Source organism: Streptomyces sp. NPDC002785 (genome assembly GCF_040295565.1).
In the GTDB taxonomy this organism is placed as follows: Bacteria; Actinomycetota; Actinomycetes; order Streptomycetales; family Streptomycetaceae; genus Streptomyces.
The window spans coordinates 1-22,848 of sequence record NZ_JBEOVN010000067.1; the positions used below are offsets into that span (position 1 = coordinate 1).

General features: G+C 71.2%; 26 protein-coding genes and 2 pseudogenes. 9 read left to right on the plus strand and 19 right to left on the minus strand.

Annotated elements, in window-relative coordinates; translation table 11 throughout:
• Positions 1-140: 140 nt before the first annotated feature.
• From ABTZ94_RS17885 to ABTZ94_RS17970, 18 genes are all read right to left on the minus strand, one after another.
• Positions 141-518, minus strand: a complete 378-nt coding sequence (locus ABTZ94_RS17885) for a VOC family protein (RefSeq protein ID WP_266366087.1) — start codon at positions 516-518, stop codon at positions 141-143.
• A gap of 192 nt (positions 519-710) precedes the next feature.
• A complete protein-coding gene (locus ABTZ94_RS17890) occupies positions 711-1,088 on the minus strand; it encodes a hypothetical protein (protein ID WP_351202010.1) in 378 nt (125 codons plus the stop codon).
• Positions 1,089-1,164: 76 nt separating this feature from the next.
• Positions 1,165-1,458, minus strand: a complete 294-nt coding sequence (locus ABTZ94_RS17895; RefSeq protein ID WP_351202011.1) for a hypothetical protein — start codon at positions 1,456-1,458, stop codon at positions 1,165-1,167.
• Positions 1,459-1,526: 68 nt separating this feature from the next.
• Complete coding sequence (locus ABTZ94_RS17900) at positions 1,527-3,392, minus strand: hypothetical protein (RefSeq protein WP_351202012.1); 1,866 nt, start codon at positions 3,390-3,392, stop codon at positions 1,527-1,529.
• Positions 3,393-3,773: 381 nt separating this feature from the next.
• Complete coding sequence (locus ABTZ94_RS17905) at positions 3,774-4,628, minus strand: hypothetical protein (RefSeq protein WP_351202013.1); 855 nt, start codon at positions 4,626-4,628, stop codon at positions 3,774-3,776.
• A gap of 202 nt (positions 4,629-4,830) precedes the next feature.
• Positions 4,831-5,115, minus strand: a complete 285-nt coding sequence (locus tag ABTZ94_RS17910) for a hypothetical protein (protein ID WP_351202014.1) — start codon at positions 5,113-5,115, stop codon at positions 4,831-4,833.
• On the minus strand, positions 5,112-5,327 hold the full coding sequence (locus ABTZ94_RS17915; RefSeq protein ID WP_351202015.1) for a hypothetical protein: 216 nt from the start codon (positions 5,325-5,327) through the stop codon (positions 5,112-5,114). The genes ABTZ94_RS17910 and ABTZ94_RS17915 overlap by 4 nt, the downstream gene beginning before the upstream one ends.
• A complete protein-coding gene (locus ABTZ94_RS17920) occupies positions 5,324-5,545 on the minus strand; it encodes a hypothetical protein (protein WP_351202016.1) in 222 nt (73 codons plus the stop codon). The genes ABTZ94_RS17915 and ABTZ94_RS17920 overlap by 4 nt, the downstream gene beginning before the upstream one ends.
• A 91-nt stretch (positions 5,546-5,636) precedes the next feature.
• Positions 5,637-6,167, minus strand: coding sequence for a single-stranded DNA-binding protein (locus ABTZ94_RS17925; protein WP_351202017.1), 531 nt, complete (start codon positions 6,165-6,167; stop codon positions 5,637-5,639).
• A 101-nt stretch (positions 6,168-6,268) separates the two neighbouring features.
• Entirely contained in the window at positions 6,269-6,454 is a 186-nt protein-coding gene (locus ABTZ94_RS17930) for a hypothetical protein (protein ID WP_351202018.1), read from the minus strand.
• On the minus strand, positions 6,451-7,146 hold the full coding sequence (locus ABTZ94_RS17935) for a zinc finger domain-containing protein (protein ID WP_351202019.1): 696 nt from the start codon (positions 7,144-7,146) through the stop codon (positions 6,451-6,453). Before ABTZ94_RS17935 ends, ABTZ94_RS17930 begins: the two co-directional genes overlap by 4 nt.
• Before the next feature lie 5 nt (positions 7,147-7,151).
• Positions 7,152-7,976, minus strand: a complete 825-nt coding sequence (locus ABTZ94_RS17940) for a helix-turn-helix domain-containing protein (RefSeq protein ID WP_351202020.1) — start codon at positions 7,974-7,976, stop codon at positions 7,152-7,154.
• Positions 7,973-8,206 carry a hypothetical protein gene (locus tag ABTZ94_RS17945; protein WP_351202021.1) on the minus strand — a complete coding sequence of 78 codons (234 nt, stop codon included), beginning with the start codon at positions 8,204-8,206 and terminating at the stop codon, positions 7,973-7,975. The genes ABTZ94_RS17940 and ABTZ94_RS17945 overlap by 4 nt, the downstream gene beginning before the upstream one ends.
• 205 nt (positions 8,207-8,411) lie before the next feature.
• A complete protein-coding gene (locus ABTZ94_RS17950) occupies positions 8,412-9,101 on the minus strand; it encodes a hypothetical protein (protein ID WP_351202022.1) in 690 nt (229 codons plus the stop codon).
• Positions 9,098-9,772 (minus strand): hypothetical protein, encoded by a 675-nt coding sequence (locus ABTZ94_RS17955; protein ID WP_351202023.1) that lies wholly within the window; start codon positions 9,770-9,772, stop codon positions 9,098-9,100. Before ABTZ94_RS17955 ends, ABTZ94_RS17950 begins: the two co-directional genes overlap by 4 nt.
• Positions 9,769-10,962, minus strand: coding sequence for a Rad52/Rad22 family DNA repair protein (locus ABTZ94_RS17960; RefSeq protein ID WP_351202024.1), 1,194 nt, complete (start codon positions 10,960-10,962; stop codon positions 9,769-9,771). The genes ABTZ94_RS17955 and ABTZ94_RS17960 overlap by 4 nt, the downstream gene beginning before the upstream one ends.
• The gene (locus tag ABTZ94_RS17965; RefSeq protein WP_351202025.1) at positions 10,959-11,192 is read right to left on the minus strand and encodes a hypothetical protein; all 234 of its coding nucleotides are present in this window, start codon (positions 11,190-11,192) and stop codon (positions 10,959-10,961) included. The genes ABTZ94_RS17960 and ABTZ94_RS17965 overlap by 4 nt, the downstream gene beginning before the upstream one ends.
• Positions 11,189-11,521, minus strand: coding sequence for a hypothetical protein (locus ABTZ94_RS17970; RefSeq protein ID WP_351202026.1), 333 nt, complete (start codon positions 11,519-11,521; stop codon positions 11,189-11,191). Before ABTZ94_RS17970 ends, ABTZ94_RS17965 begins: the two co-directional genes overlap by 4 nt.
• 109 nt (positions 11,522-11,630) lie before the next feature.
• On the opposite strand from ABTZ94_RS17970, the gene ABTZ94_RS17975 reads away from it, so the two are divergent.
• From ABTZ94_RS17975 to ABTZ94_RS17990, 4 genes are all read left to right on the plus strand, one after another.
• The gene (locus ABTZ94_RS17975; RefSeq protein WP_351202027.1) at positions 11,631-12,260 is read left to right on the plus strand and encodes a CGNR zinc finger domain-containing protein; all 630 of its coding nucleotides are present in this window, start codon (positions 11,631-11,633) and stop codon (positions 12,258-12,260) included.
• 232 nt (positions 12,261-12,492) lie between these two features.
• Positions 12,493-14,871: a HelD family protein gene (locus tag ABTZ94_RS17980; RefSeq protein ID WP_351202028.1), complete on the plus strand. Its 2,379-nt coding sequence runs from the start codon at positions 12,493-12,495 to the stop codon at positions 14,869-14,871.
• 461 nt (positions 14,872-15,332) lie between these two features.
• Positions 15,333-16,763: an NAD-dependent malic enzyme gene (locus tag ABTZ94_RS17985; RefSeq protein ID WP_351202029.1), complete on the plus strand. Its 1,431-nt coding sequence runs from the start codon at positions 15,333-15,335 to the stop codon at positions 16,761-16,763.
• Between the two features lie 314 nt (positions 16,764-17,077).
• Positions 17,078-17,359, plus strand: coding sequence for an HU family DNA-binding protein (locus ABTZ94_RS17990; protein WP_003968811.1), 282 nt, complete (start codon positions 17,078-17,080; stop codon positions 17,357-17,359).
• Positions 17,360-17,554: 195 nt separating this feature from the next.
• On the opposite strand, the gene murA is transcribed toward ABTZ94_RS17990, so the two are convergent.
• Entirely contained in the window at positions 17,555-18,895 is a 1,341-nt protein-coding gene (gene murA, locus ABTZ94_RS17995) for a UDP-N-acetylglucosamine 1-carboxyvinyltransferase (protein ID WP_351202030.1), read from the minus strand.
• A gap of 275 nt (positions 18,896-19,170) precedes the next feature.
• On the opposite strand from murA, the gene ABTZ94_RS18000 reads away from it, so the two are divergent.
• The 5 genes and pseudogenes from ABTZ94_RS18000 (at position 19,171) to ABTZ94_RS18020 (ending at position 22,716) form a co-directional block, all read left to right on the plus strand.
• Entirely contained in the window at positions 19,171-19,770 is a 600-nt protein-coding gene (locus ABTZ94_RS18000; protein WP_351202031.1) for a YqgE/AlgH family protein, read from the plus strand.
• Positions 19,771-19,800: 30 nt separating this feature from the next.
• Positions 19,801-20,094, plus strand: coding sequence for a DUF3039 domain-containing protein (locus tag ABTZ94_RS18005; RefSeq protein WP_072484142.1), 294 nt, complete (start codon positions 19,801-19,803; stop codon positions 20,092-20,094).
• A gap of 232 nt (positions 20,095-20,326) precedes the next feature.
• A pseudogene (locus ABTZ94_RS18010) lies at positions 20,327-20,904 on the plus strand (extracellular solute-binding protein); the annotation flags it as partial.
• Positions 20,877-21,068 (plus strand): annotated as a pseudogene (locus ABTZ94_RS18015) (carbohydrate ABC transporter permease); the annotation flags it as partial. The pseudogenes ABTZ94_RS18010 and ABTZ94_RS18015, both read left to right, overlap by 28 nt.
• A 4-nt stretch (positions 21,069-21,072) precedes the next feature.
• Complete coding sequence (locus tag ABTZ94_RS18020) at positions 21,073-22,716, plus strand: beta-N-acetylhexosaminidase (RefSeq protein WP_351202032.1); 1,644 nt, start codon at positions 21,073-21,075, stop codon at positions 22,714-22,716.
• The last annotated feature ends 132 nt before the right edge of the window (positions 22,717-22,848 follow it).

Below are 22,848 nucleotides of genomic sequence, written 5' to 3' on the forward strand. Positions count from 1 at the left end.
GGCTCCGGCGGCGATGTCCGGCCCTTCGAGTTCGCTCTGCGCGCGGGCCAGCAGCAGCACCCGCAGCCCCCGCTCGTTGAGCTGCTCGATCTCGGATCCGATGATCTGTAACGTTCCGTGATGAGAGGCGGAGCCGTAGACTACTTCGCCGTGCTGGCGCCTGATGGCGGCGAGAAGACGCAGAACTCGTTGCCTTCCGGGTCGGTGAGTACGACCCATCGGAAGCCGTGTTCAGTCTGCTCTCCAGAGGATTGCTGGGCACCGAGCCGTTCGAGTCGGTCGACCTCGACGGCCAGATCGGCGGTGCCGAAGTCGAGGTCCAGGTGCATTCGGTTCTTACCGTGCTTCGGCTCTGGGACTTGCTGCAAGAGCAGAGTTGGCGCCAGCGCGGGCCCGGTCAGGCTGAGGTAGGGGGGTGCGTCGAGGGCACGCCGGTATTCCAGCGGTGCGAGCGCGGCGAGCCAGAACTCCGCTTGCGCCTCGGTATCAACACAGTCCAGCGTCACGACGATCTGCATTCGGGCAATGTAGGAGCCTGCGCTCGCCTGCACGACCCATTTTCCGAGGACCGCGTCCACGTACGACAACTCGACACTCGGCCCCGGACGTTTCCGGGCACGCCGGGGACGGCCCAAGTAGATCACAGATTGATAACGGCGTGCAATCGGTGCCGGATGCGGGCCGTGTCGGACACGGCCCGCGCGCTGCGGCTACGCGGAGAAATGCTGTCCGACAGGCGGGCGCGGCAGGCGTTGCGACACGGGCCGCGGTGCCGTGCGGCTGTCGGACACGGTGGCTTGTCCGCTGGTCAGGGCCGGTGTCGTTGTCGGACGCTGCTCTAGTTGGTAGGCGAGCAGGCGCGGCGCGGTCCCGGGCGGGCAGACACCATGGGCCCACCCGGTCCGGTACATGTCCGCCAGCATGGCGACGGCGGTACGGATGGCGTCCGACGCGGTACCGCCGGCGGACATGATCACTGCGAAGTCGTCGCACACTGCGGCGTCGGCGCGCACCGACGGCCGGGTGCCGGGCTTCGGGGGCGTATGCCTCTTGGTGTTGTTCGGCTCGGTAGGGTTCGGTGTAGCCATGGCGGGGTTAGCTCCCGTAGTGGTTAGGGCCCGGTCGGTGATGTGCAGTCACCGGTCGGGCCTGCTGCGTTGACGGTTACTCGGCGGGCTGCTCGCGCAGCTTTCGGTACACGTACGACGGGGTCACGCCGAACGCGTCTGCGATGCGGTCGGGTGTCCAGCCGGCTGCGCTTGCCTCGGTCATCAGGGCTGGCAGGGTCGGCTCTACGACCTTCCAAATCAGGCGCGCGGACGCGGCCCGCAACAAGCGGTGATCGAGGGACTCGGCGGCGGCCTGTTCGGCGGCTTTACGGGCGTCGTACTCACGCAGGGCCGCGCGCATTTGCTCGGCGAGGTGTTCATCGGCCGTCGTCGGCGGCGCGCTGCTCATGAGTGTTTCTCCTTATCGGTGGGCCCGCCCCCGCACGATCACGGGGGCGGGCGGAACGGTACCGGTGGTCAGGCGAACAACGCGCCCTGTTCGGCGTCGGCCGGGAGATCGAGCAGCTCGGCGTCGGCCGGCGCCGCGGCGATCCACTCGCCCCGCCACGTTCCGTCGACGCGCTCGGCCTGCTCGATCATGGCGAGGACGTCGTCGAGTTCGGCGATGTGCGCCGCGGTCTTGGCCTTGGCCTGTCGCTTGGCCTCGCGCGCGGCCTCGACCATGTCGGCCGTCGGCTCGAACTGGTGCCGGCGCTTCGGGGCGTCGTCACACTCGGCGCCGTGCGTGATGCACCGCGGCGTCTCCTCGACGACGGCCTGCTCGACGACGTCCGCGGCGGTCTGCTCGGCGGCCTCGACGGCGTTGCACTCCTCGCACTCGTCGACCTGCTGCTCGGCGTCGCGGTGGTCGGGACACAGCAGATCCCATGTGTACGTCGGGTCGCCGGCGGGGGCGTCTTCCTCGACGTTCAGCTCGGCGGCCCGGTTCGCGGCCTGCACGGCGCAGTCGTACGCCTCGACGCATCCCTCGTCGGTGAATACGCCGGCTTCCTGGTTGGACTGCTTGCGGGCGCACGCCGTGATCGGGTTGCCGGTCGCATCCGCGCGGACGGTGATCCGGTGCAGGCAGGCCGGAACGACGCTGCACTCGGAAGCGATCCACTCGGCGCCGCCGGCGACGACGACGCGGGCCGGCTCGTTCGCGCGGTGCGTCATGCCCTCGACGGTGCGCACCTGCCCGTCGCCGCACACAACGCGGTCGCCGGACAGGAACGGCGCGGGCGCGGCCGGGGCCGGCTCGACCGCGGCGGCCGGCTTAACCGGAGCAGGCGCGGCGGCCTCGACGGGGCGGTGCGCGAACACGCACTGCGAGGAACGACGCAGCTTCTCGACGGTCCACCCGGCGCGCTCCATCGTCCATGCGAGGCAGTCGAGGCTCGCCCCGTACCCCTGCTCGTCGCGGCGGACGATGCGGCCCTCTTCGAGCCAGTACAGGGCGACGCGGCCCTGTCCGCGGGGGTCGAGCAGGTACCCGCGCACGCTGCGCTCGTCCTCGGTCGGCTCGGTGACGTCGTGGTGATCGGTCATGGTCGCCGCGGCGAGGCGGGCGAGGGCGACGCGGGCGGCGGCGACGTCGGGGTGCGAGGCGTTGCTCGGGGTGCTGCCCTCGGCGGTGCCTGCGTGCTCGACGACGACGCCCTCGACGACGCCCTCGACCGCGGCCGGCTCGACGGCGGCCGGGGCCGCGGGGTGGCTCTCGCGCACGACGCGGTTAACGGTCGTCGCGGCCTGCCCGGGGCGGTACGTCACGGTCTGCTCGACCATCTCGGTACGGGCGAGGCCAAGCTCGACGGCAAGGTCGACCATCCCGTCGCAGTATTCGCGCGACTGTCGGCCCCACGGCGTCCCGTCGGTGCGCAGGAAGTAGTACGTCTCGACGGTGGCCTGCTGCTCCTCGGCGGCCGGCTCGACGGCGGCGCGGTCGGTGAACAGGGCGCCCTGTTCGGTGTCGCGCTCGATGGGGAACAGGGTCTCGTCGTCGTCCTGCGCGCCGATCCACTCGCCGCGCCACGTTCCGTCGGCCGCGGCCTGCTCGTCGTCGGCCTGCTCGATGGTGTCGACCAGGTCGACCAGGGCGGCGGCGAGGGGGGACGCGTCGGCCAGGCGGCGGGCCTCGGCGCGCTTCTCGGCGGCGCGGTGGCAGGGCGCGCACAGCTCATATCCCTTGGCGAACAGGGCGACGGCTTCCTCGACGTCAAGGTACGCGGTGATGGCGCGACCACACAGGCCGTCGTCGTTGCGCGGCGAGTAGTGAACGCGCTTGCCCTTGCCGATCACGGCGTACGCGACGCCGGCCTGCTCGGTGAACGTCTGCTGCTCCATGGGGTTAGCTCCCGTGGTTGTGGTGGGTGCCGGTGTGCAGCCGGCGGGGTGAACAACCCACTGTACTAGGTTCAGAACTAAGTTCACAAGCACTCGCCGTCTTCCACCATCCCAACTCGGTCGCATAGGCTCGAAGTTGTCCGCGCTATGGGGGCCCGCCTCGGTTAGCCCGAGACAGGGCAAATCCCGCGTATATGGGAGGTGTGGACATGGGAGATCCTTTGAAGGAATCCCAGCGAGCTTCGTTGCTTCGCGAGTTGCTAAAGCGAGTTGCCGTCGGCCTGAGCGTCCGCGCTCTGTGGGCGGTAGTTGGCGGGGTAATGCGCGACAACTGACGCTCATGGGCGCCGGTGTAACCCCTTGCATCGGCGCCCGCTCTACCTAGGCCGCCTCGGGCATCTCTTGCTCGGCCGCAAGCAACAGCGGGAGGCAGGCCGGCCACCCCCACATGCGTCGGCCGCGGTAATCGCGCTCGGTGTCCGCCCCGCACGCCTCCCCCGTCCGGCAGATCACGGTCGGCGGGTCGGCCGGCGCCGCACGGACGGCCAGGGCGCCCCCGCACGACGGGCACGGGGTCGGCAGAGTGCGAGTTTCAGTGATCGCGTCTGCGGCAACGATGCGGGCGACGCGCTGCTCGCAGGCCCGGACCACCCGCGCGGCTTCGTGCAGCGCCCACTCGGGGAGCGGTGCGAACGGGGCGGCGAGCAGTGCGTCGCCGAGCAGCAGCTCGGGCTCGGTGTCCTCGTCGAGCACGCGGCCCTCGACGTACACAGCAGCCCAGTGCAGCCCATGCGCGCGGGATCCCGTGGCGGTGCGCGCGTCGGGTGCGCCGGGGTCGGGGAACGTCCAGCGGCGGACGTCGTCGGGGCCGGCGTGCTGTACGGCCGCGGCGAGGGTGTCGGCGAGGTCGAATACCTGCTGCTCGACGAACAGGGCGACGTCGAGGGCGTCGAGGTTCGCCGGCGCGGGGTGTTGGCGCAGGGTGAGGGGCGCCCGGTCCTCGACCAGTAGGGCCCCGTCGTCGGTGGCCCCCGTGTTCAGGAATGCGCGGGTCTCGGCCGGCGGCCATGTGGTCGAGGCGGGCGGGGTCTCGACGGCGGCGAGCAGGGCGCCCCACTGCTCTCGGATGGTGCGCAGGCGCTCGGCGGTACGGATGGCGACGGGGTGCTGCACGGCTGGTGTCTCCTCGGTGGTGCGGCGGGGCGCGGCCTGCTCGGTGCGCCCCGCGGTGCTCATTCGGCGGCGGGCGTCTGCTGGTGGATGCGGTGCGAGGCGACCAGGGAGCAGCGCCGGCAACGACGGTGACGGCGGGGTGTCCATGACGGGACGACGTCGACGGGCTCGGCCTAGTGGGGCTGCTCCTGCTCGGCGTCGCATCCGGGACATGAGTCCTGCATGAGCACGTACTCATGTGCGCACAGCACGCGCGGGCGGGCGGTCACTGCTGCTGCTCGGCGAGGGCGGCCTCGGCGACGGCCGCGCGCTCCTCGGCCTCGACGATGGCCTGTTCGGCGGCGGCAAGGCGCTGCTGCTCCCGGCGTACCGCGGCCTGTTGTCCGCCGGACTCCCGGCGGTAGCGGTCGCCCTCGGCGAACTCCTCGTCGAGCAGGGCGCGCAGGCGCTCGGCCTCGGCCGGGGCGGTGCGGGCGTAGCGGGCGAGCAGGTTGTCGACCTGCGCGCGGCGGTCGAGGCGGGCCTGCTCCCGTACGGTGCGGCGGCTCATCGTGTCACCACTGCGGCGCGGGGGACGTCGTAGAACGCGAGCAGCTCGCCCTCGACGACGCGCAACTCGGCGTCGTCGACGGGGCGGTCGGCCCGGGTGAGTTCGGTGCGCACGGTGTCGAGCAGGTCGACGACGTCGAGCAGGGACGCGGGGAGCGGCAGGGCGTGCTCGGTGCGGGTCAGGTGGACGGTACGGCGGGTCGCGGCGGTCACTGCTGCGTCTCCTCGGCGGTCGGGGTGTTGGCGGCCGGGCGAGGGTCATGTGCGGGCGTCCGGCCCTCGATCTGCGCTGCGAGGTGTCGCAGGATGCCGGCGACGGTCGACGGGGCGAGGTTCGATACGACGTCGGCCGGTCCGTTGTTCGGGACGGTGATGATCAGGCGGTGCGTGTCGAGCGATGCGACGGCGACGGCGTCGGGCGTCTTGGGCACGGGGCGGGCTCCGTTCGGGAGGGGGCGAAAGGGGGAGGGACGGGCGCCGCCCCCTGCGCACGGGGGCGGCATCGACCGGTCGCGGGCGCGATCAGTACGGGGGCTCGTCGCTGTATCCGCCCTGGTACTGCTGCTGCTGGTACTGGCCCTGCTGCGGGGGCTGCTGCTGGCGCTGTGCGGGGCGCTGCTGCTGCGCGGTGTTCCACGGGTCCTCGGCCGGCTGCTGGCGCTGCTGCTGGCCGTTGCTGCCGTTCTGGCCGGTGGTCTTGGTGACGGTGGCGGTGGCGCGCAGCAGGGACGGGCCGACGTCCTCGACGTCAAGCTCGACAACGGTTCGCTTGACGCCCTCGCGGTCCTCGTACGAACGCTGCTTGAGTCGGCCCTGCACGACGACGCGCGTTCCTCGGGCGAGGGACGCGGCGACGTTCTCGCCGAGGGTGCGCCATGCCGAGCAGGTCAGGAACAGGCTTTCCCCGTCCTTCCACTCGTTCGCGGTCTTGTCGAATACGCGGGGGGTGGATGCGACGCGGAACGCTGCGACGGCCGCGCCGCTGGGCGTATACCGCAGCTCGGGGTCGTCGACCAGATTTCCAACAACGGTGATGACGGTCTCGCCAGACAACGGCTCTCCTCTTTCGAGCGTGAAACGAAAAGCGATAAAACGGATCGTACGTGAAATCTATCGGGCATGGGTCGCCCTGTCCTCCCGGTTGGGGAGGGGGGTTATCGGATCCCGCGACGGCCGACGACGTGCCGACATGTGCGACGGCCGCGGCTGTCGCGGCTGGTCGGGGCCTGCCTCATGAGTCGCTCGTACAGGTCGAGTTCGTCGTCGGCCTGGTCGTCCTCGACGGCCTGGTGCTTGACGTGCTCGGCCCGGTCGGGCGGTTCGTACGGGCTGCTGCTCATGCGGCGGTCTCCTGACGGTGCAGTGCGGCGGCGGCGAGGTCGACGCGGGAGGGGTGCGGTTGCGCGCGGCGGGCGTTGCCCCGGGCGCCTCCGTCGAGGCCCATACGGCGGTTACGGCACGGCTCGCCGGCGAGGGCCTGGCACCACTGGCACCGGACGGCGAGCGGGTCGGGGCGCCCCTCGACGGCCGCGGCTTCCCGTGCGGCCCGGGTCGGCCGGTAGCGGGAAAGCTCGGCGCGTACGGCCGGCGGGATCACGGAACCGATGGCGCGCAGGCGGGCCTCGACCGCAGGGTCGATCGTGGCGCCGCTGGTGATGGCGGCCTGCTCGTTCGGGGGCCGCTGTCCGGCGAGGACGGCGTGCCGAGTGCCGAGCAGCTCGGCCCGCCATGACTCGACGTCGTCGGGGTCGGCGGACGGGACGGGGTCGGTGTGCCGGGCGAGGCGGTCGGCGCTGTGCTTGCTCCACTGGCGGGCGATGTCCACGGGCAGGATCGGGTAAGGCGAGGTCACGACGTGCGACCGGATCGCGGTACGGGCGTCCCACCCGTATTCGGTGGCGAGGGGCACGTCGCCGAGCAGCTCCTGCCACTGGTCGACCTGGTCGCGCAGCTCGCCCGGGTCGATGCGCATCGTGCGGGGGTCAAGGCGGCCCATGTAGGCGAGCAGGCCGGCTATTTCGCGGCGGTCCATGGGTGTTACTCCGTTCCGGTCGGGGCGTCGTCGAGCAGGGCGAGCAGGGCGGCGGTATGTGCATCGGCGCGGGTCATGCCGGCCGGTGGGGCGGGGGCGGCGGGGGATCCGCCGGGCAGGGCGTAGAGGTTCGGGCGGCCCGGGGCGGGGGTGCGCTCCCGGGTGATCCACGAACGCCAGTCAGCAGCCCATGCGGCGGCGGCGCGGGGAGCAGCAGGGGCTCGGTACGCGCGCCACTTCTCGTCGGCGGCGCGTAGTCCGTCCTCGCCGAGCCGGTCGAGGTGGCCCTGCTGCTGTGCCCATGCGAGGGCGTCGTCGTCGACCTGCCACTCGGCGGCGGGGGTGAGAGCAGCAGCTCTCTTACCGTTCACCTTCGGTTCTCTTCTGTTCTGGGGGTCGGATTCCGGTCCTGCGCCGGGTCGGATTCCGGTCCCCCCCGGGGCCGTATTCCGGTCCCCCGGGTCGGATTCCGGTCCCCCCTCGGACGGGTCGGCCGGGTCGGATTCCGGTCCCCCGGGGGCCGCATTCCGGTCCCCCTCGGCGGGCTGCTCGGCGAGGAATCGAGCGGCGGCCGGGAGGTGGTAATACGTCTCTCCGCGCGGTCCCTTGCGGCCGGGGAGCAGCAGCAGCTCGTCGCCGGCGAGCAGCTTGTCGAGGGCGTCACGCACGGCCGTACGGGATGCGTTGGCGCGCTTCATGAGCGCCGGGACGGACGCGTACGCCATGCAACGCCGGTCGACGCACCGGTCGGCGATCAGGGCGAGGACCATACGGGCGGTGCCCTTGCTGCTGCTGTGGTCCCACACCCATTCGCGGGCGTCGTAACTCATCGGGCGATGTCTCCTAGGTCGAGGTCGAGGGCGAGCTGCTCGACCTTCGGGGGGCGGCAGTCGTACGGGGGGAGCGCGCCGGGGCGGTGCGAGTGGTGTCCGCGGGGCGGCCGGCGTTCGAGGGCGCACTCGACGACTTCGCGCGGCGTCATCCGGCGGCCGTTCGGCCGGGTGATGGCGAGGGGGTGCGGGGTCGGGTCGAGCAGGTCGCCCCCCGGCGTGCGGATCACGGGGACTCCGCACGCCGGGCAGGGGATCGTCGGGGGTGTCAGGGCGGGCCGTCCTCGGCGGCCGGCCGCGGCGCCGGCGTGCCGGGCTCGGGCTTCCCGGCGAGGGCCGCGGGCGTGTGCAGGGGGCACCGGTACCCGGGGAGGTACCGGCGGGCTCCGGGGATCCGGCAGTACCGGGAACGGGCGCCGATCCAGTGCGCGCACTTCATGCGGCGCTCACCTGCTCGACCAGGGCGAGGGCGTCGACCTGCCCGGGGCCGGCCGCGGCCTGCTCGGTCCTCGGCTTCCGCCGGCGACGCTTCCGCGGGACAGCCGGCACGGTCTCGGGGTACGGCCGGTCGTCGCCCCCGATGCCGAGCTGCACGGCCGGGGGCGGGAGCAGCAGGGGCCACTCGACGCGGGCGAGGGCCTGCCGGTTCTTCGCCGGCACTGGGGCGAGGGGCTCGTCGAGCCAGTCGTGCCCCATGGCGAGCAGCGCGTACGCGTCGGCCTGGTTGTCGTCGCGCAGGGCGACCCCGTACCGCGGGCCGACGGCCTCGACAACGGCCTGCTTTCCGGCGCGGCCGTCACCGGTCGCGTACTTCGCCCGGGCGGTCGGGGTGACGACGGCGACGGGGATGTTGCGCGCGGCGAGGCGGTCGACGACCAACCACCAAAGGCCGGCCCGGTCCCACGTTCCGGCGCCCTTCGAGCCGTAGCTCGGGCCCTCGACGACGGCGAGGTCGCACGCCCCGACGGTGTCGAGGATTCGGCCGGCGAGGCGGTGCAGCCGTGCGCGCCGCATGGCGTACGTGTCGGTCCGCTTGCCCTTGCTGCCGAGGGTCTGCGCCCAACCGGCGCCGGCGACGCCGGAACCGGTCAGGGACAGGTCGAGTCCGCGAACAATGCGGCTCACGCTGCAGCCTCGCTCTCGTCGGCCTGCGGCGCCGCGGCGGTCGTCGCGGCGGGCGGCGGCGGGGCGAGGGCGGGCAACACGATCGGGGCGAGGACGCCGGACCGCCACGCCTCGCCGACCAGGTCGCGGCCGGCGCGCTTCACCTTGGTTGCCCGGGTGAAGTTCACGGAGTGCGTACGGGCGCGGCTCGGCTTGATCTCCACGCCGGGCACGTCGAACAGTTCGCCGGTCTCGGCGTCGTGCACCTGCGCGACGCCGGCGGCCGTCATCTGTTCGAGCAGCAGCGCGACGAACCGCGGCTGCACGGCCTTGACCAGACGTGCCGGCACGGGCCGAACCAACCGGGTCATGGCCTCGCTCGGGAACGTCTTGTGCGCCCACTCGACGAACGCCTGCTCGTCGGTGATCTTGGCGGCCGTCTCGCCGCCGGACAGGCGGACGTCGCCCACCTTCGTCCCGTCCGGCAGCGTGGCGTCGAACTTCGTTCCGCCCGTTGTGCGCTGCTGCTCGTCGAGCATCGCCTGCACGTCCTTACGGGCGTCCTTGTACGCCGCGTCGACCTGGTCGAGCAGGGCCTTTAGAACGGCCTCTTTCGTCGTGGCGGCCTTGACCTGCGCCGCGGTGTACTTCGGCGCCTCGACGGCCTGCTCGGTGCTCTCCTCGGTGCTCACGCGGCGACTCCCTCGGCGGCGGCGCGCAGGTCCGCGGTAAGGCCGGCGAGCTGCTCGACCGTGCAGTCGGCGGCCTTGCAACCGGCCTCGGCGACGGTGATGTCGTCGAGGTGCGACGGGTCGAGGGCGAGGGCCTTACCCGCGGCAAGGAACTCGGCGACGGCGACGGCGTGCTGCTGCCGTACGGCGTCGGCTTCCGGATCCGGAGTGACGGGCCCGGACGGGACGGCCGCGGGGCGCGCGGGGCCGGCCTTCTTCGCGGCCGGCTTGCTCGGCGCCTGCTGCTTCGGGGCCCGCTGCTGCGCGGCCTGCTCCTTCTGCTGCGCGACGGCGTCGAGTTGGGCGAGGTACTCCTGCGGGGCGCCCTCGGCGACGGCCGCGGCGCGCACCTGGTCGAACCGCTCGCGCGACTCGGCGGCCTGCGCGTCGGCGAGGTAGTCGCGCGACGGCCCACCCTGCGCGGCCGGCTGCTGGTCCGGCACGGCCCGGGGCCGCTGCTGCTGCGGGGGCGCCTGCTGCTCTTGCGGCGGCGGGGTCTCCCACGGCCCGCCCTCGGCCCGCGTGCTGCGCTGCACCTGCTGCTCGACCGCGGCCTGCTGCTCGACGACGGGCGCCGGCTCGGGCTTCACGGGGGCGTCGTCCGGAACGGCCGGGGCCTCGACGCTCTCGGCCGTCTTCGGCGCGGTGTGCGCGGCCGACCACAGACCGACGGCCGCGCGGGATCCGTCGTTGTAGAGGCTGAGTCCGAACTGATCACCCAAGTTGACGGCGCAACGCTTCAACGCCTGCGACAGGGCCGTTTTCATGGCCTGGTCGTGCGCGTCGCCGAGGGACTTCTGATTGATCCCGTCGCCCATGGCGGCGTCGTCCCACGTGCTGATCACGCGGCCGTCGAGGGTCTTCACGGCGAGGCGCACCTGCGCCCGGTACACAACGGTCCACCGGCCGGGGTTGATCTCGACCTGTGACACGCAGGCGAGTTCGAGCGTCTCGTCGGCCCAACCGCAGAAACCGAAAACGCGGTTAAGCCACCGGCGGACGTCCCACGCTTCGAGGTGCGACTGCCCGCGCAGGTTCTGCACGCGGCTCGGGTTGATTGGGGCAAGCAGGGTCTTGACCTGCTCGACGGCGAGGTCGGCAGGGCCGGCGAGGTCGGCCGGGGCGTTGCGGTGAAGGGGAATGACGGTCACGCGGGAACTCCGTTCGTGCTGGGCAGGTCGAGGACGTCGAGCAGGTCCTCGCGGGCGCGGTCGAGGCCGGCGGCGGCCGACTCGCGCCCGTAGTCGGTGGCGGCGGGGTAGTGCCGCATGTGGTCGGCGTGCGAGCGGGCGGCAGCGAGGTCGAGCAGCAAGTGCTCGACCGTGGCCGGCTCGTCGGCGTACGCCTCGGCGAGGGCGTCGAGGACGGTCTCGGCGGTCATCGGGCGTCCGCCGGCATGTCGGGGGTGAGGCGGAGCAGCCGGCCGGCGCGGACGTCGTACCGGTACTCGCCGCTCTGCCACTGCGCCCGGGGGTAGGCACGGCGCAGGGCGCCGTACGCGGCGCGGTGCTGGTCGGCGTCGGCGGCGAGCGGCAGGCGCAGAACGTCGGCGAGGTGGACACGCACGGCGACGCGGGGGCCGCGCGGTCCGGCCTCGGTGTAAACGGGCGTCGTGTGCACGGTCTCGACGTCCGGAACGACGGCGCGCAGGTTGCGGGCGACCATGACGGCGCGTACGGCCTCGGCGGCGGTGGGACGAGTACGGTTCATGACGGGACCTCTCGTGCCGTGTACGGGGGTGTCTCTCGCCGCAGGTCCGCCCTTGGAGGGGCACTCTGGGGGAGACCCCGACCGGAGACCCCGAGGCGGTGAGACGCGCATGGTGGCCGACAAGAGCGCGTACGACTGGCGGTTCGGCTCCGGCCGCCCCTGCCTGGACCTGGTGGCCACAGGAATCGGCACCTTTGGCGCATGCGAACTGCTCGACGGCGCCGAGCGCCTCGCCGACTGGCTGGTGGCCGCCGGACTCGTACCGAGCGGCACCCACCTCGGTGCCGTGGACGACACCTGGGTGGTGCGCTTCCGCCAGTTGAGGACCGGCGTCGACTGCCTGCTGACCGCCGAGCTCGGTGGCCGCAGGGCCGAGAGCGCCCTGGAGCGGGTCAACGCGCTCGCCGAGGCCGCACCACCGGCGCTGCGAGCCGTACGCGGAACACGCGGCATGCTGGTGCGGACACTGAGCGCCGATCCCGAATGCGGGGCACTGCTGGCCGCCGTGGCCCGCGACGTCGTGGAGCTCCTGACCGACCCCGTGGCGCGAGCCGGCCTGCGCCGCTGCGAGGCCGGCAACTGCCGCCGCCTGTACCTGGACACCTCGCGCGGCCGCCGACGCCGCTGGTGCTCCAGCGAGGTGTGCGGGAACCGGGAGCGGGTGGCCCGGCACCGGCGCCGGGCGGCGGCCGTGGCGGTCACGGATGAGGGCGCGGGCGTGGAAGCGGCACCGCCGTAAAGAATTTTGAAGCCGGTCCGAATGGATCGCGGTTCCCTTCCGTATTCGATGACCAAGGAGCTCCACAGGGTCTCGACCGGGAGGTTCGGGTACGTTCGACGGCAGGCGGCTGGTGGAGGCCGACGCCTGATCGAGACCCCGCCGTGCCATTTCGATACCCGCGGCAGGTGCGCGGCGGGCCCCCTTCGCATAAGGTTGACGGCTGCCCAATGCACGTCAGAAGGGGGCCTCGGTGGCCGCGCAGGATGCCGCTGTCGATTCGATGCGGGACCGGGAAATCGGTGTCGAGCAGGAACATCTCGACCGTGTTTATCACCGCCTCGAAGAGAAGATCCATGAGGCGGAATTTCTCATGAGTGACGCCGTCAAGCGCGGCCAGGTCGGTACCCCTGGAGCGCTGGCCGAGCGCGATGCCCAGGTGTTCCGGGCCGGAATCCACCTCAACCGGCTGAACAGCGAGTTCGAGGACTTCCTCTTCGGAAGGATCGATCTGCTGCTCGGCAAGGACGGCGAACGGGGCCCGGACGGCGCGTACACGTCCGTCGAACCGGCCGACGACGCCGTACGCGACGACAACTCCGCCGATATCGCGGAGACGCTGCACATCGGCCGGATCGGGGTCCTCGACTCCGACTACGCGCCGCTGGTCATCGACTGGCGCGCGCCGGCCGCCGCGCCGTTCTACCGGTCGACGCCGAAGGAACCGGGCAGGGTGGTACGCCGCCGCGTCATCCGCTCCAAGGGCCGCAAGGTCCTCGGGGTGGAGGACGACCTGATGCGCCCCGAGCTGACCGCGTACCTGGGCGGCGACAAGCTCCCCGTCATCGGCGACGGCGCACTGATGGCGGCGCTCGGCCAGGCCCGCAGCCACACGATGCGAGACATCGTCTCCTCCATCCAGGCCGAACAGGACCTGGTGATCCGGGCCCCCGCCGCCTCCGTCACCGAGGTGTCCGGCGGCCCCGGCACCGGCAAGACCGCCGTCGCCCTGCACCGCGCCGCGTACCTCCTCTACCAGGACCGGCGGCGTTACGCGGGCGGCATCCTCGTCGTCTCGCCGACCCCGCTCCTCGTCGCCTACACCGAAGGTGTGCTGCCCTCGCTGGGCGAGGAGGGGCAGGTCGCGATCCGCGCCGTCGGCTCGCTCTCCGACGAGGCGGCCGGCGTCGAGGGCGCCACCACGTACGACGAACCCGCCGTCGCCCGGATCAAGGGCTCCTCCCGGATGCTCCAGGTGCTGCGCAAGGCGGCACGCGGCGCGCTGGAACAGCCCGGCACCCCTCGCAGGGCGGAGGACCGGGACGGCCAGCTGTCCTTCGGTGACGGAGCCGACGAGGCCCCGGTCACGCCGACCCGGCTGCGGGTCGTCGCGTTCGGCGCCCGTGTCGAGCTGAACGCCGACGAGCTGCACCGCATCAGGCAGTCCGTCCTCGGCGGCACCGCCCCGGTCAACCTGCTGCGCCCGCGCGCCCGCAGGCTGCTCCTGGACGCCCTGTGGAAGAAGTCCTCGGGCCGGGGCCGCTACACCGACCCCGAGCTGGCGGCCGAGCTGCGCTCCTCCTTCGACGAGGACGTCTCCACCGAGACGCCCTTCCTCGACTTCCTCAACGCCTGGTGGCCCGAGCTCACCCCGCGCGGGGTGCTCGCCGCGATGGCCGACGAGAAGCGGCTCGGCCGCTGGGCGCGCCGGGTCTTCAACCAGGGCGAGGTGCGCCGCTTCGCCCGCTCCCTGAAGCGGCTCGACAGCGAAGGGAACGGGCCGCTCTCCGTACACGACGTGGCGATCCTCGACGAGCTGCACACGCTGCTCGGTACCCCGTACCGGCCGAAGAAGAAGCGCGAATTCGACCCGCTGGACCAGCTCTCCGGTCTGGAGGAGCTGATGCCGCAGCGCGAGGAGACCCAGCGTGAGCGGGCCGAGCGGCTGGCCGCGGAACGTACGGAGTACGCGCATGTCATCGTCGACGAGGCGCAGGACCTCACGCCCATGCAGTGGCGCATGGTCGGCCGCCGTGGCCGGCACGCCACCTGGACGATCGTCGGAGACCCGGCGCAGTCCTCCTGGTCCGACCCGGACGAGGCGGCCCGGGCGCGCGACGAGGCGCTCGGTAACCGGCCGCGTCGCCGCTTCACCCTCACGGTCAACTACCGCAACCCGGCGGAGATCGCCGAGCTGGCCTCGAAGGTCCTGGCGCTCGCGATGCCCGGAATGGAGTCACCGGCGGCGGTCCGTTCCACGGGTGTGAAGCCGCGCTTCGAGACCGTGCGGGGCGGCGATCTGGCCGCTTCGGTGCGCGAGGAGGCGCGGCGCCTGCTGGCCGAGGTGGACGGCACGGTGGGTGTGGTGGTCGCGATGCACCGCCGGGCGCAGGCGAGCAGCTGGCTCGCCGAGCTCGGCGAGCGGGTGGTGGCGCTGGGCAGCCTGGAGGCGAAGGGCCTGGAGTACGACGCCACGGTGGTCGTCTCGCCCGCGGAGATCGCGGACGAGTCCCCGGCCGGTCTGCGGGTGCTGTACGTGGCGCTGACGCGTGCGACGCAGCAGCTCACGGTGGTCTCGGGGGAGCGGGACCTGCCCGACGAGGACGGCGTCCCGGACCTGCTGAGGGACTGAGGCAAGGAGCAGAGGCACCGTCGGCGGGACAGATTTTTGAACCGGCCTGTCCTGTGGGAATCACTTCTGTGGGGTCTTTGTTAGCCTGGTGTCGGCACCGGCTCGATCCAAGCCCCCGGGCCCAACCTTCGTCGCTTCGAGCGACCACTTGCCGCGAGGCGAGCATGGCGGGTCGGTGCCGCTTGAACAAGAAGACAGACCCGCGTCACCTTCCGGTGGCGCGGGTCTGTTCTTGTTTACGGACCTGGCAGCTTCCTTACGGACTTGGCTGCTTCCGGCACCCGGTCGGGAGCGGTTGAGGGTCCCACTGAGCGGCCATCTCTCATATGCTGGAAAATGCTTTCCGAAACGTGGCAGTCATTACCGGCTACCGGCCAGTAGGTGCGACGATCGGGAAGCGTGTCCGAGGCAAGTGCCCCGGCCGCGCGGCAATGAAGCTAAGGAAAGTGAAGGACTCGGCCATGGCAACGGCGCCCAGCGTCTCGTACTCGATGACGGTCAGGCTGGAGGTGCCCGCGAGCGGCACAGCGGTCTCCCAGCTGACCACGGCCGTGGAGTCCTCCGGCGGTTCGGTCACCGGCCTCGATGTGACCGCCTCCGGCCACGAGAAGCTGCGGATCGACGTCACCATCGCCGCCACCTCCACCTCGCACGCCGACGAGATCGTCGAAAACCTGCGCGGCATCGAGGGCGTCGTGCTCGGCAAGGTCTCCGACCGTACGTTCCTGATGCACCTCGGCGGCAAGATCGAGATGGCGTCCAAGCACCCCATCCGCAACCGTGACGACCTCTCGATGATCTACACCCCGGGTGTGGCCCGGGTCTGTATGGCGATCGCCGAGAACCCCGAGGACGCCCGCCGCCTCACCATCAAGCGCAACTCCGTCGCAGTCGTGACGGACGGCTCCGCGGTGCTCGGCCTCGGCAACATCGGCCCGATGGCCGCCCTCCCGGTGATGGAGGGCAAGGCTGCCCTCTTCAAGCGGTTCGCCGGCATCGACGCCTGGCCGATCTGCCTGGACACCCAGGACACCGACGCCATCGTCGAGATCGTCAAGGCCATTGCCCCGGGCTTCGCGGGCATCAACCTGGAGGACATCTCCGCACCCCGCTGCTTCGAGATCGAGGCACGGCTGCGCGAGGCCCTGGACATCCCCGTCTTCCACGACGACCAGCACGGCACCGCGATCGTGGTCCTGGCCGCGCTGACCAACGCACTGCGCGTGGTGGGCAAGGGAATCGGGGACGTGCGGGTCGTCATGTCCGGGGCCGGAGCGGCCGGTACGGCCATCCTGAAGCTGCTCATCGCCGCGGGCGTCAAGCACGCCGTCGTCGCCGACATCCACGGGGTGGTGCACGCGGGCCGCGAGGACCTGGTCTCCGCCGACGCCGACTCGCCGCTGCGCTGGATCGCCGACAACACCAACCCCGAGTCCATCACCGGGACCCTCAAGCAGGCCGTCGTGGGCGCCGACGTCTTCATCGGCGTCTCCGCTCCGAACGTGCTGGACGGCGCCGATGTCGCCGCCATGGCCGACGGCGCGATCGTGTTCGCGCTCGCGAACCCGGACCCCGAGGTGGACCCGGCAATCGCCCGCCAGACGGCGGCAGTTGTCGCCACCGGCCGCTCCGACTTCCCGAACCAGATCAACAACGTGCTGGTCTTCCCGGGTGTCTTCCGCGGTCTGCTGGACGCCCAGTCCCACACTGTCAACACGGAGATGATGCTCGCCGCGGCGCGCGCCCTCGCCGATGTCGTCGCCGAGGACGAGGTGAACGCGAACTACATCATCCCGTCGGTCTTCAACGACAGGGTCGCGGGAGCGGTCGCCGGCGCCGTCCGGGATGCCGCGAAGGCGGGCGGTGCTGTGACAGGCACCACGTTGGCCTGACGTACGGCGCGTCGCGGGTCGCGGCGCCCCAAACGCCCCTTTAGGGTGGGCGGGCGGCGCGTCCCGCAGAGCCCCGCATCCGCTGCGGACCGCTTTCGGGGAGTCGACGGAACGTCACCACGATAGAGGCAGTGGTGCTTTTCGTGTGACTCCGGAGGGTGCCGGATTGGCTTTCCCGCCGCAGGTGGGGGCAGGATGCGTAATCGGGCGCGAGGGTCTGACTGCAGACCCGGGTCCGGGGACTGTCCGAGGGCCCTGGCAGCATCGGCTTCGATCTCACGCCTCACAGGCAAGAAGAACACGGGAGTAACAACATGAACCGCAGTGAGCTGGTGGCCGCCCTGGCCGACCGCGCCGAGGTGACTCGCAAGGACGCCGACGCCGTGCTGGCCGCGCTCGCCGAGACCGTCGGTGAGATCGTCGCCAAGGGCGACGAGAAGGTCACCATCCCCGGCTTCCTGACCTTCGAGCGCACCCACCGTGCCGCTCGCACCGCTCGTAACCCGCAGACCGGCGACCCGATCAACATCCCGGCCGGCTACAGCGTGAAGGTCTCCGCGGGCTCCAAGCTCAAGGAAGCCGCCAAGGGCAAGTAAGCCCCACAGGCGCGACGAAGGGCGGTCACCCGGTCAGGGTGACCGCCCTTCGTCGTACCGGCCCGAGAGGGCCCGTTCTGGGCTTCTGCCGCCATCGTGGACACAGGGGTGCGAACCCGCCCCCTCCCGTGAACGAACAACGGGGGCCCGGGGCAGCGCCCCGAACCCCCGTCAGCGGCCGTCAGGCGCCACGCCTCAGACCAGCGCTCCGCCCGGCAGCTCCACCTTCGCGCCGAGCTTCTCCAGCTTCTCCATGAAGTTCTCGTAGCCGCGGTTGATCAGGTCGATGCCGTGCACCCGCGAAGTGCCCTGCGCCGCCAGCGCGGCGATCAGGTAGGAGAAACCGCCGCGCAGGTCCGGGATGACCAGATCCGCGCCCTGCAGCTTCGTCGGCCCGGACACGACCGCGGAGTGCAGGAAGTTGCGCTGGCCGAAGCGGCAGTCGGAGCCGCCCAGGCACTCGCGGTAGAGCTGGATGTGCGCGCCCATCTGGTTGAGCGCGGAGGTGAAGCCGAGCCGGGACTCGTACACCGTCTCGTGGACGATGGACAGGCCCGAGGCCTGCGTCAGGGCCACGACCAGCGGCTGCTGCCAGTCGGTCTGGAAACCGGGGTGCACGTCCGTCTCCAGGGCGATGGCGTTCAGCGCGCTGCCCGGGTGCCAGAAGCGGATGCCCTCGTCGTCGATCTCGAACGCGCCGCCGACCCGGCGGAAGGTGTTCAGGAACGTCATCATCGAGCGCTGCTGTGCGCCCCGTACGTAGATGTCGCCCTCGGTCGCCAGCGCCGCGGACGCCCAGGAGGCCGCCTCCAGACGGTCCGGGATCGCCCGGTGCGTGTAACCGTCCAGCCGGTCGACGCCGGTGATCCGGATCGTCCGGTCGGTGTCCATCGAGATGATCGCGCCCATCTTCTGCAGTACGCAGATGAGGTCCTCGATCTCCGGCTCCACGGCCGCGTTGGACAGCTCGGTGACGCCCTCGGCGAGCACGGCGGTCAGCAGCACCTGCTCGGTGGAGCCCACCGACGGGTACGGCAGCCGGATCTTCGTGCCGCGCAGCCGCTGCGGGGCCTCCAGATACTGGCCGTCCTCCCGCTTCTCGATGGTCGCGCCGAACTGCCGCAGCACATCGAAGTGGAAGTCGATCGGCCGGCCGCCGATGTCACAGCCGCCGAGCCCCGGGATGAACGCATGGCCCAGCCGGTGCAGCAGCGGGCCGCAGAAGAGGATCGGGATGCGCGACGAGCCCGCGTGGGCGTCGATGTCGGCGACGTTGGCGCTCTCCACATAGGTCGGGTCCAGGATCAGCTCGCCTGGTTCGTCACCCGGCCGGACCGTCACACCGTGCAGTTGCAGCAGCCCCCGCACCACCCGCACATCGCGGATGTCGGGCACATTGCGCAGCCGACTGGGCCCGCTGCCGAGCAGCGCGGCGACCATTGCCTTCGGCACCAGGTTCTTGGCGCCTCTGACGCGGATCTCGCCCTCCAGCGGGGTTCCGCCGTGGACAAGCAGGACATCGTCTGTGCCGGTCATGAATCTCGCGTTCCGGAGTGGTCGGGCAGGGGGCCAAACGAAAGGGTAATGGCCCACTACCCCCCTTCAGTAAGGCAGCAGGGGGTGTGCGAACGTAATGAATCCGCCACAACACGCTCTGCTCCCCCACTCTTGCGGAGGGTTACCGTCCGCAATGCCTTCCGGGCCACGCGCTCCCCGTGCATCCGTACGCCCTGAGCTGCGCTCGAGCCCCCTTGGTGACCGGGCGGCCCATTTGTTCCCCGCGGAGCGCGAAATGCGGGATCATTTCTGCCATGACCGAGGTGTCCTCGCTCACAGGGCGGCTGCTCGTGGCCACACCCGCCCTCGCGGACCCGAATTTCGACCGCGCGGTGGTGCTGCTCCTCGACCACGACGAGGAGGGCTCACTCGGCGTGGTCCTGAACCGCCCGACCCCGGTCGGCGTCGGCGACGTCCTCATGTCCTGGGCCGGCCTGGCCGGCGAACCCGATGTCCTCTTCCAGGGCGGGCCGGTCTCGCTCGACTCGGCGCTCGGTGTCGCCGTCGTCCCCGGCGACGAGGGTCCTTCCCCGAGTCCCCGGCTCCGCTCGAACAGGGAAGACCCCATTGGCTTCCGCCGGGTGTACGGGGCGATCGGCCTGGTGGACCTGGAGGCCCCGCCGGAACTGCTGGCCCCGGCGCTCGGCTCGCTGCGGATCTTCGCCGGGTACGCCGGCTGGGGCCCCGGACAGCTGGAGACCGAACTGTCCGAGGGCGCCTGGTACGTCGTCGAGTCCGAGCCCGGAGACGTCTCCTCCCCGCGCCCCGAGCGCCTCTGGCGGGCGGTCCTGCGCCGCCAGCGCAGCGAACTGGCGATGATCGCCACCTATCCGGACGACCCTTCGCTGAACTGATGCTCCGGGCTTTCAGTACCCTTGGCGGTTATGAGCACTCTTGAGCCCGAGCGCGGGGCAGGTACGGGCACCCTCGTAGAGCCGACGCCGCAGGTGTCGAACGGCGACGGCGACCACGAGCGCTACGCCCATTACGTCCAGAAGGACAAGATCATGGCGAGCGCCCTGGAGGGCACTCCCGTGGTCGCACTGTGTGGGAAGGTCTGGGTACCGGGCCGCGACCCGAAGAAGTATCCGGTCTGTCCCATGTGCAAGGAGATCTACGAGTCCATGGGCGCCGGTGGCGACAAGGACAAGGGCAAGGGCGGCAAGGACAAGAAGTAGTCCGGAGCCGTTCGGCCACCATTGCTTCGGGCCTCCGGGGCGCGCATTCGATGTGCGCCCCGGAGGCCTTTTGCGTTGCACGGGTTGCGTTGCACGGGCTGCATCGCCGGGTCACAGAGTGGTTGAGACCACTTGTCGGCGTCTGCGTGCGCACCTACTCTCCTGTCAGTTGTGCAGAACGAAACGCGCGTTGCGCATGTTGCAACGCCTGCCTGTCGGTGGAGGTTTCCGGATGAAGCTGTCTGCTCGAATTGCCGCCCCGGCCGCGGCATTTGTGCCGGCGGATCTCACCGCCACCGCCTGTGCGCCGCAGACCTCCGACACCGGAGCCAAAGGGGGGCGAGAAGACCGGAACGTGTCCGGTTGTTCCAGGAGGTCGGCAACAAGCCCGAGGAGCAGGTCGTGGATGCGGCGGTGGCCGACTTCGAGGAGACCCACAAGGGCGCGAAGGCCGAGGTCGAGTACATGCCGGTCGACACCCGCGCCCAGCGCATCAAGGCGGCGTTCAACGACCCGAAGAGCGCCCCGGACCTCATCGAGTACGGCAACACGGGCACCGCCGGATACGTCAAGGACGGCGGACTCGCCGATGTGAGCGCGGAGTTCGCCGCCTGGGACGAGGCCAAGGACACGGAGCCGACTGCCAGGCGGTCCGTGACGGTCGGCGGCACGGTCTACGGGGCGCCGCTCTTCGTCGGCGTACGGGCGCTGTACTACCGCACCGACATCTTCAAGGACTTGGGGACGGAGGTCCCCAAGTCCCAGGCCGAGCTGATCTCCACCGGTCGTTCATCATCAGCGACACCTCCCGGTCGACGCTCCCGATGGTGCTGCTGGTCTTCTTCGAACCCGACAAGAACGACTGGGGAGGGATCATGGCAGCCTCGACGGTGATGACCATTCCCGTGCTGGTCTTCTTCGTACTCGTACAGCGCCGCCTGGTCTCGGGACTGGGCGGAGCGGTAAAGGACTGACGCCATGGACATGGAACTGATCCCGGCACCCGTGCACGTCGGTGATTTCGGTGACGAGGCGCGGGACGGCTTCCTGCTGGACCCGTCCACCACCATCGCGGCGGCCCCCGGCACCGAGAACACCGAACGCTGGCTGCGCTCCACGCTCGGCGCCGCCTTCGGCCTGCCGCTCGCACCGGGCGGCGAGGACGCCGCGAACGCCATCCGGCTGCGCGTCGACCCCGCCCTGGAGCCCGAGGGCTACCGGCTGGCCACCGGGTCCGGCCGGAGCGTCGTGATCACCGGAGGAAGCGGCGCAGGCGTCTTCTGGGGTGCGCAGACCCTCCGTCAGCTCCTGGGGGCCGAAGCCTTCCGCCGCGCGCCCGTCAGCCCCGGCAGCAGGCCCGCCATCCCCTTCACGGAGATCGAGGACAGCCCCCGCTTCCCCTGGCGCGGCATGATGCTCGACGTGGCCCGGCACTTCCTGCCCAAGGACGACGTCCTGCGCTACCTCGACCTCCTCGCCGCGCACAAGCTGAACGTCTTCCACTTCCACCTCACCGACGACCAGGGCTGGCGCATCGAGATCAAGCGCTACCCGCGCCTCACCGAGGTCGGCTCCTGGCGGTCCCGTACCAAGCACGGCCACCGGGCCTCCGAGCTGTGGGACGAGACTCCGCACGGCGGCTACTACACGCAGGACGACATCCGCGAGATCGTCGCGTACGCCGCCGAGCGGCATATCCGCGTCGTCCCCGAGATCGACATCCCGGGCCATTCACAGGCCGCCATCGCCGCGTACCCCGAACTGGGCAACACCGACGTCATCGACACCACCACCCTCTCCGTCTGGGACACCTGGGGCATCAACCCGAACGTACTCGCCCCCACTGACAACACCCTGCGCTTCTTCGAGGGCGTCCTCGAAGAGATCCTCGACCTCTTCCCCGCCGCCACCTCGCCGTTCATCCACATCGGCGGCGACGAGTGCCGCAAGGACCAGTGGAAGGAGTCCCCGGCCGCCCAGGCCCGGATCGACGAATTCGGCCTGGCCGACGAGGACGAGCTCCAGTCCTGGGTCATCCGGCACTTCGACACCTGGCTCACCGCACGCGGACGCCGGCTCATCGGCTGGGACGAAATCCTCGAAGGCGGCCTCCCGGCGGGCGCCGCCGTGTCGTCCTGGCGGGGTTACGGGGGAGGTGTCGCCGCCGCCGAGGCCGGCCACGACGTGGTGATGTGCCCCGAGCAGCAGGTGTATCTGGACCACCGTCAGGACGGCGGCCCCGACGAGCCGATGCCCATCGGCTTCGTCCGTACCCTGGAGGACGTCTACCGCTTCGAACCCGTGCCTGCGGGCCTTTCCGAGGAGGTGGCCCGTCACATCCTCGGCACCCAGGCCAATGTCTGGACCGAGGTCATGCAGAACCGGGCCCGCGTCGACTACCAGGTCTTCCCACGCCTCGTGGCGCTCGCGGAGGTCGCCTGGTCGCCCCTGCCCGCCTCCGCCGACCGGGACTTCGCCGACTTCGAACGCCGAATGACCACGCACTACGCCCGGCTTGACGCGCTCGGCGTCGACTACCGGCCGCCGAGCGGCCCGTTGCCACGGCAGCAGCGCCCGGGCGTCCTCGGGCGCCCCCTTGAGGGACCGCCCCCGAACGTGTGATCCCGGCCGCACTCCGGGTCCGCCCGTCACGTTCCCCGGGAGCGTGACGGCCGGGGTTCGTTCCTGGGGAACGCCTTCCGCAGAACGGAAGGACGAGAACGTGCCTCCGCCGGAACCGAACTACCGGAGCGG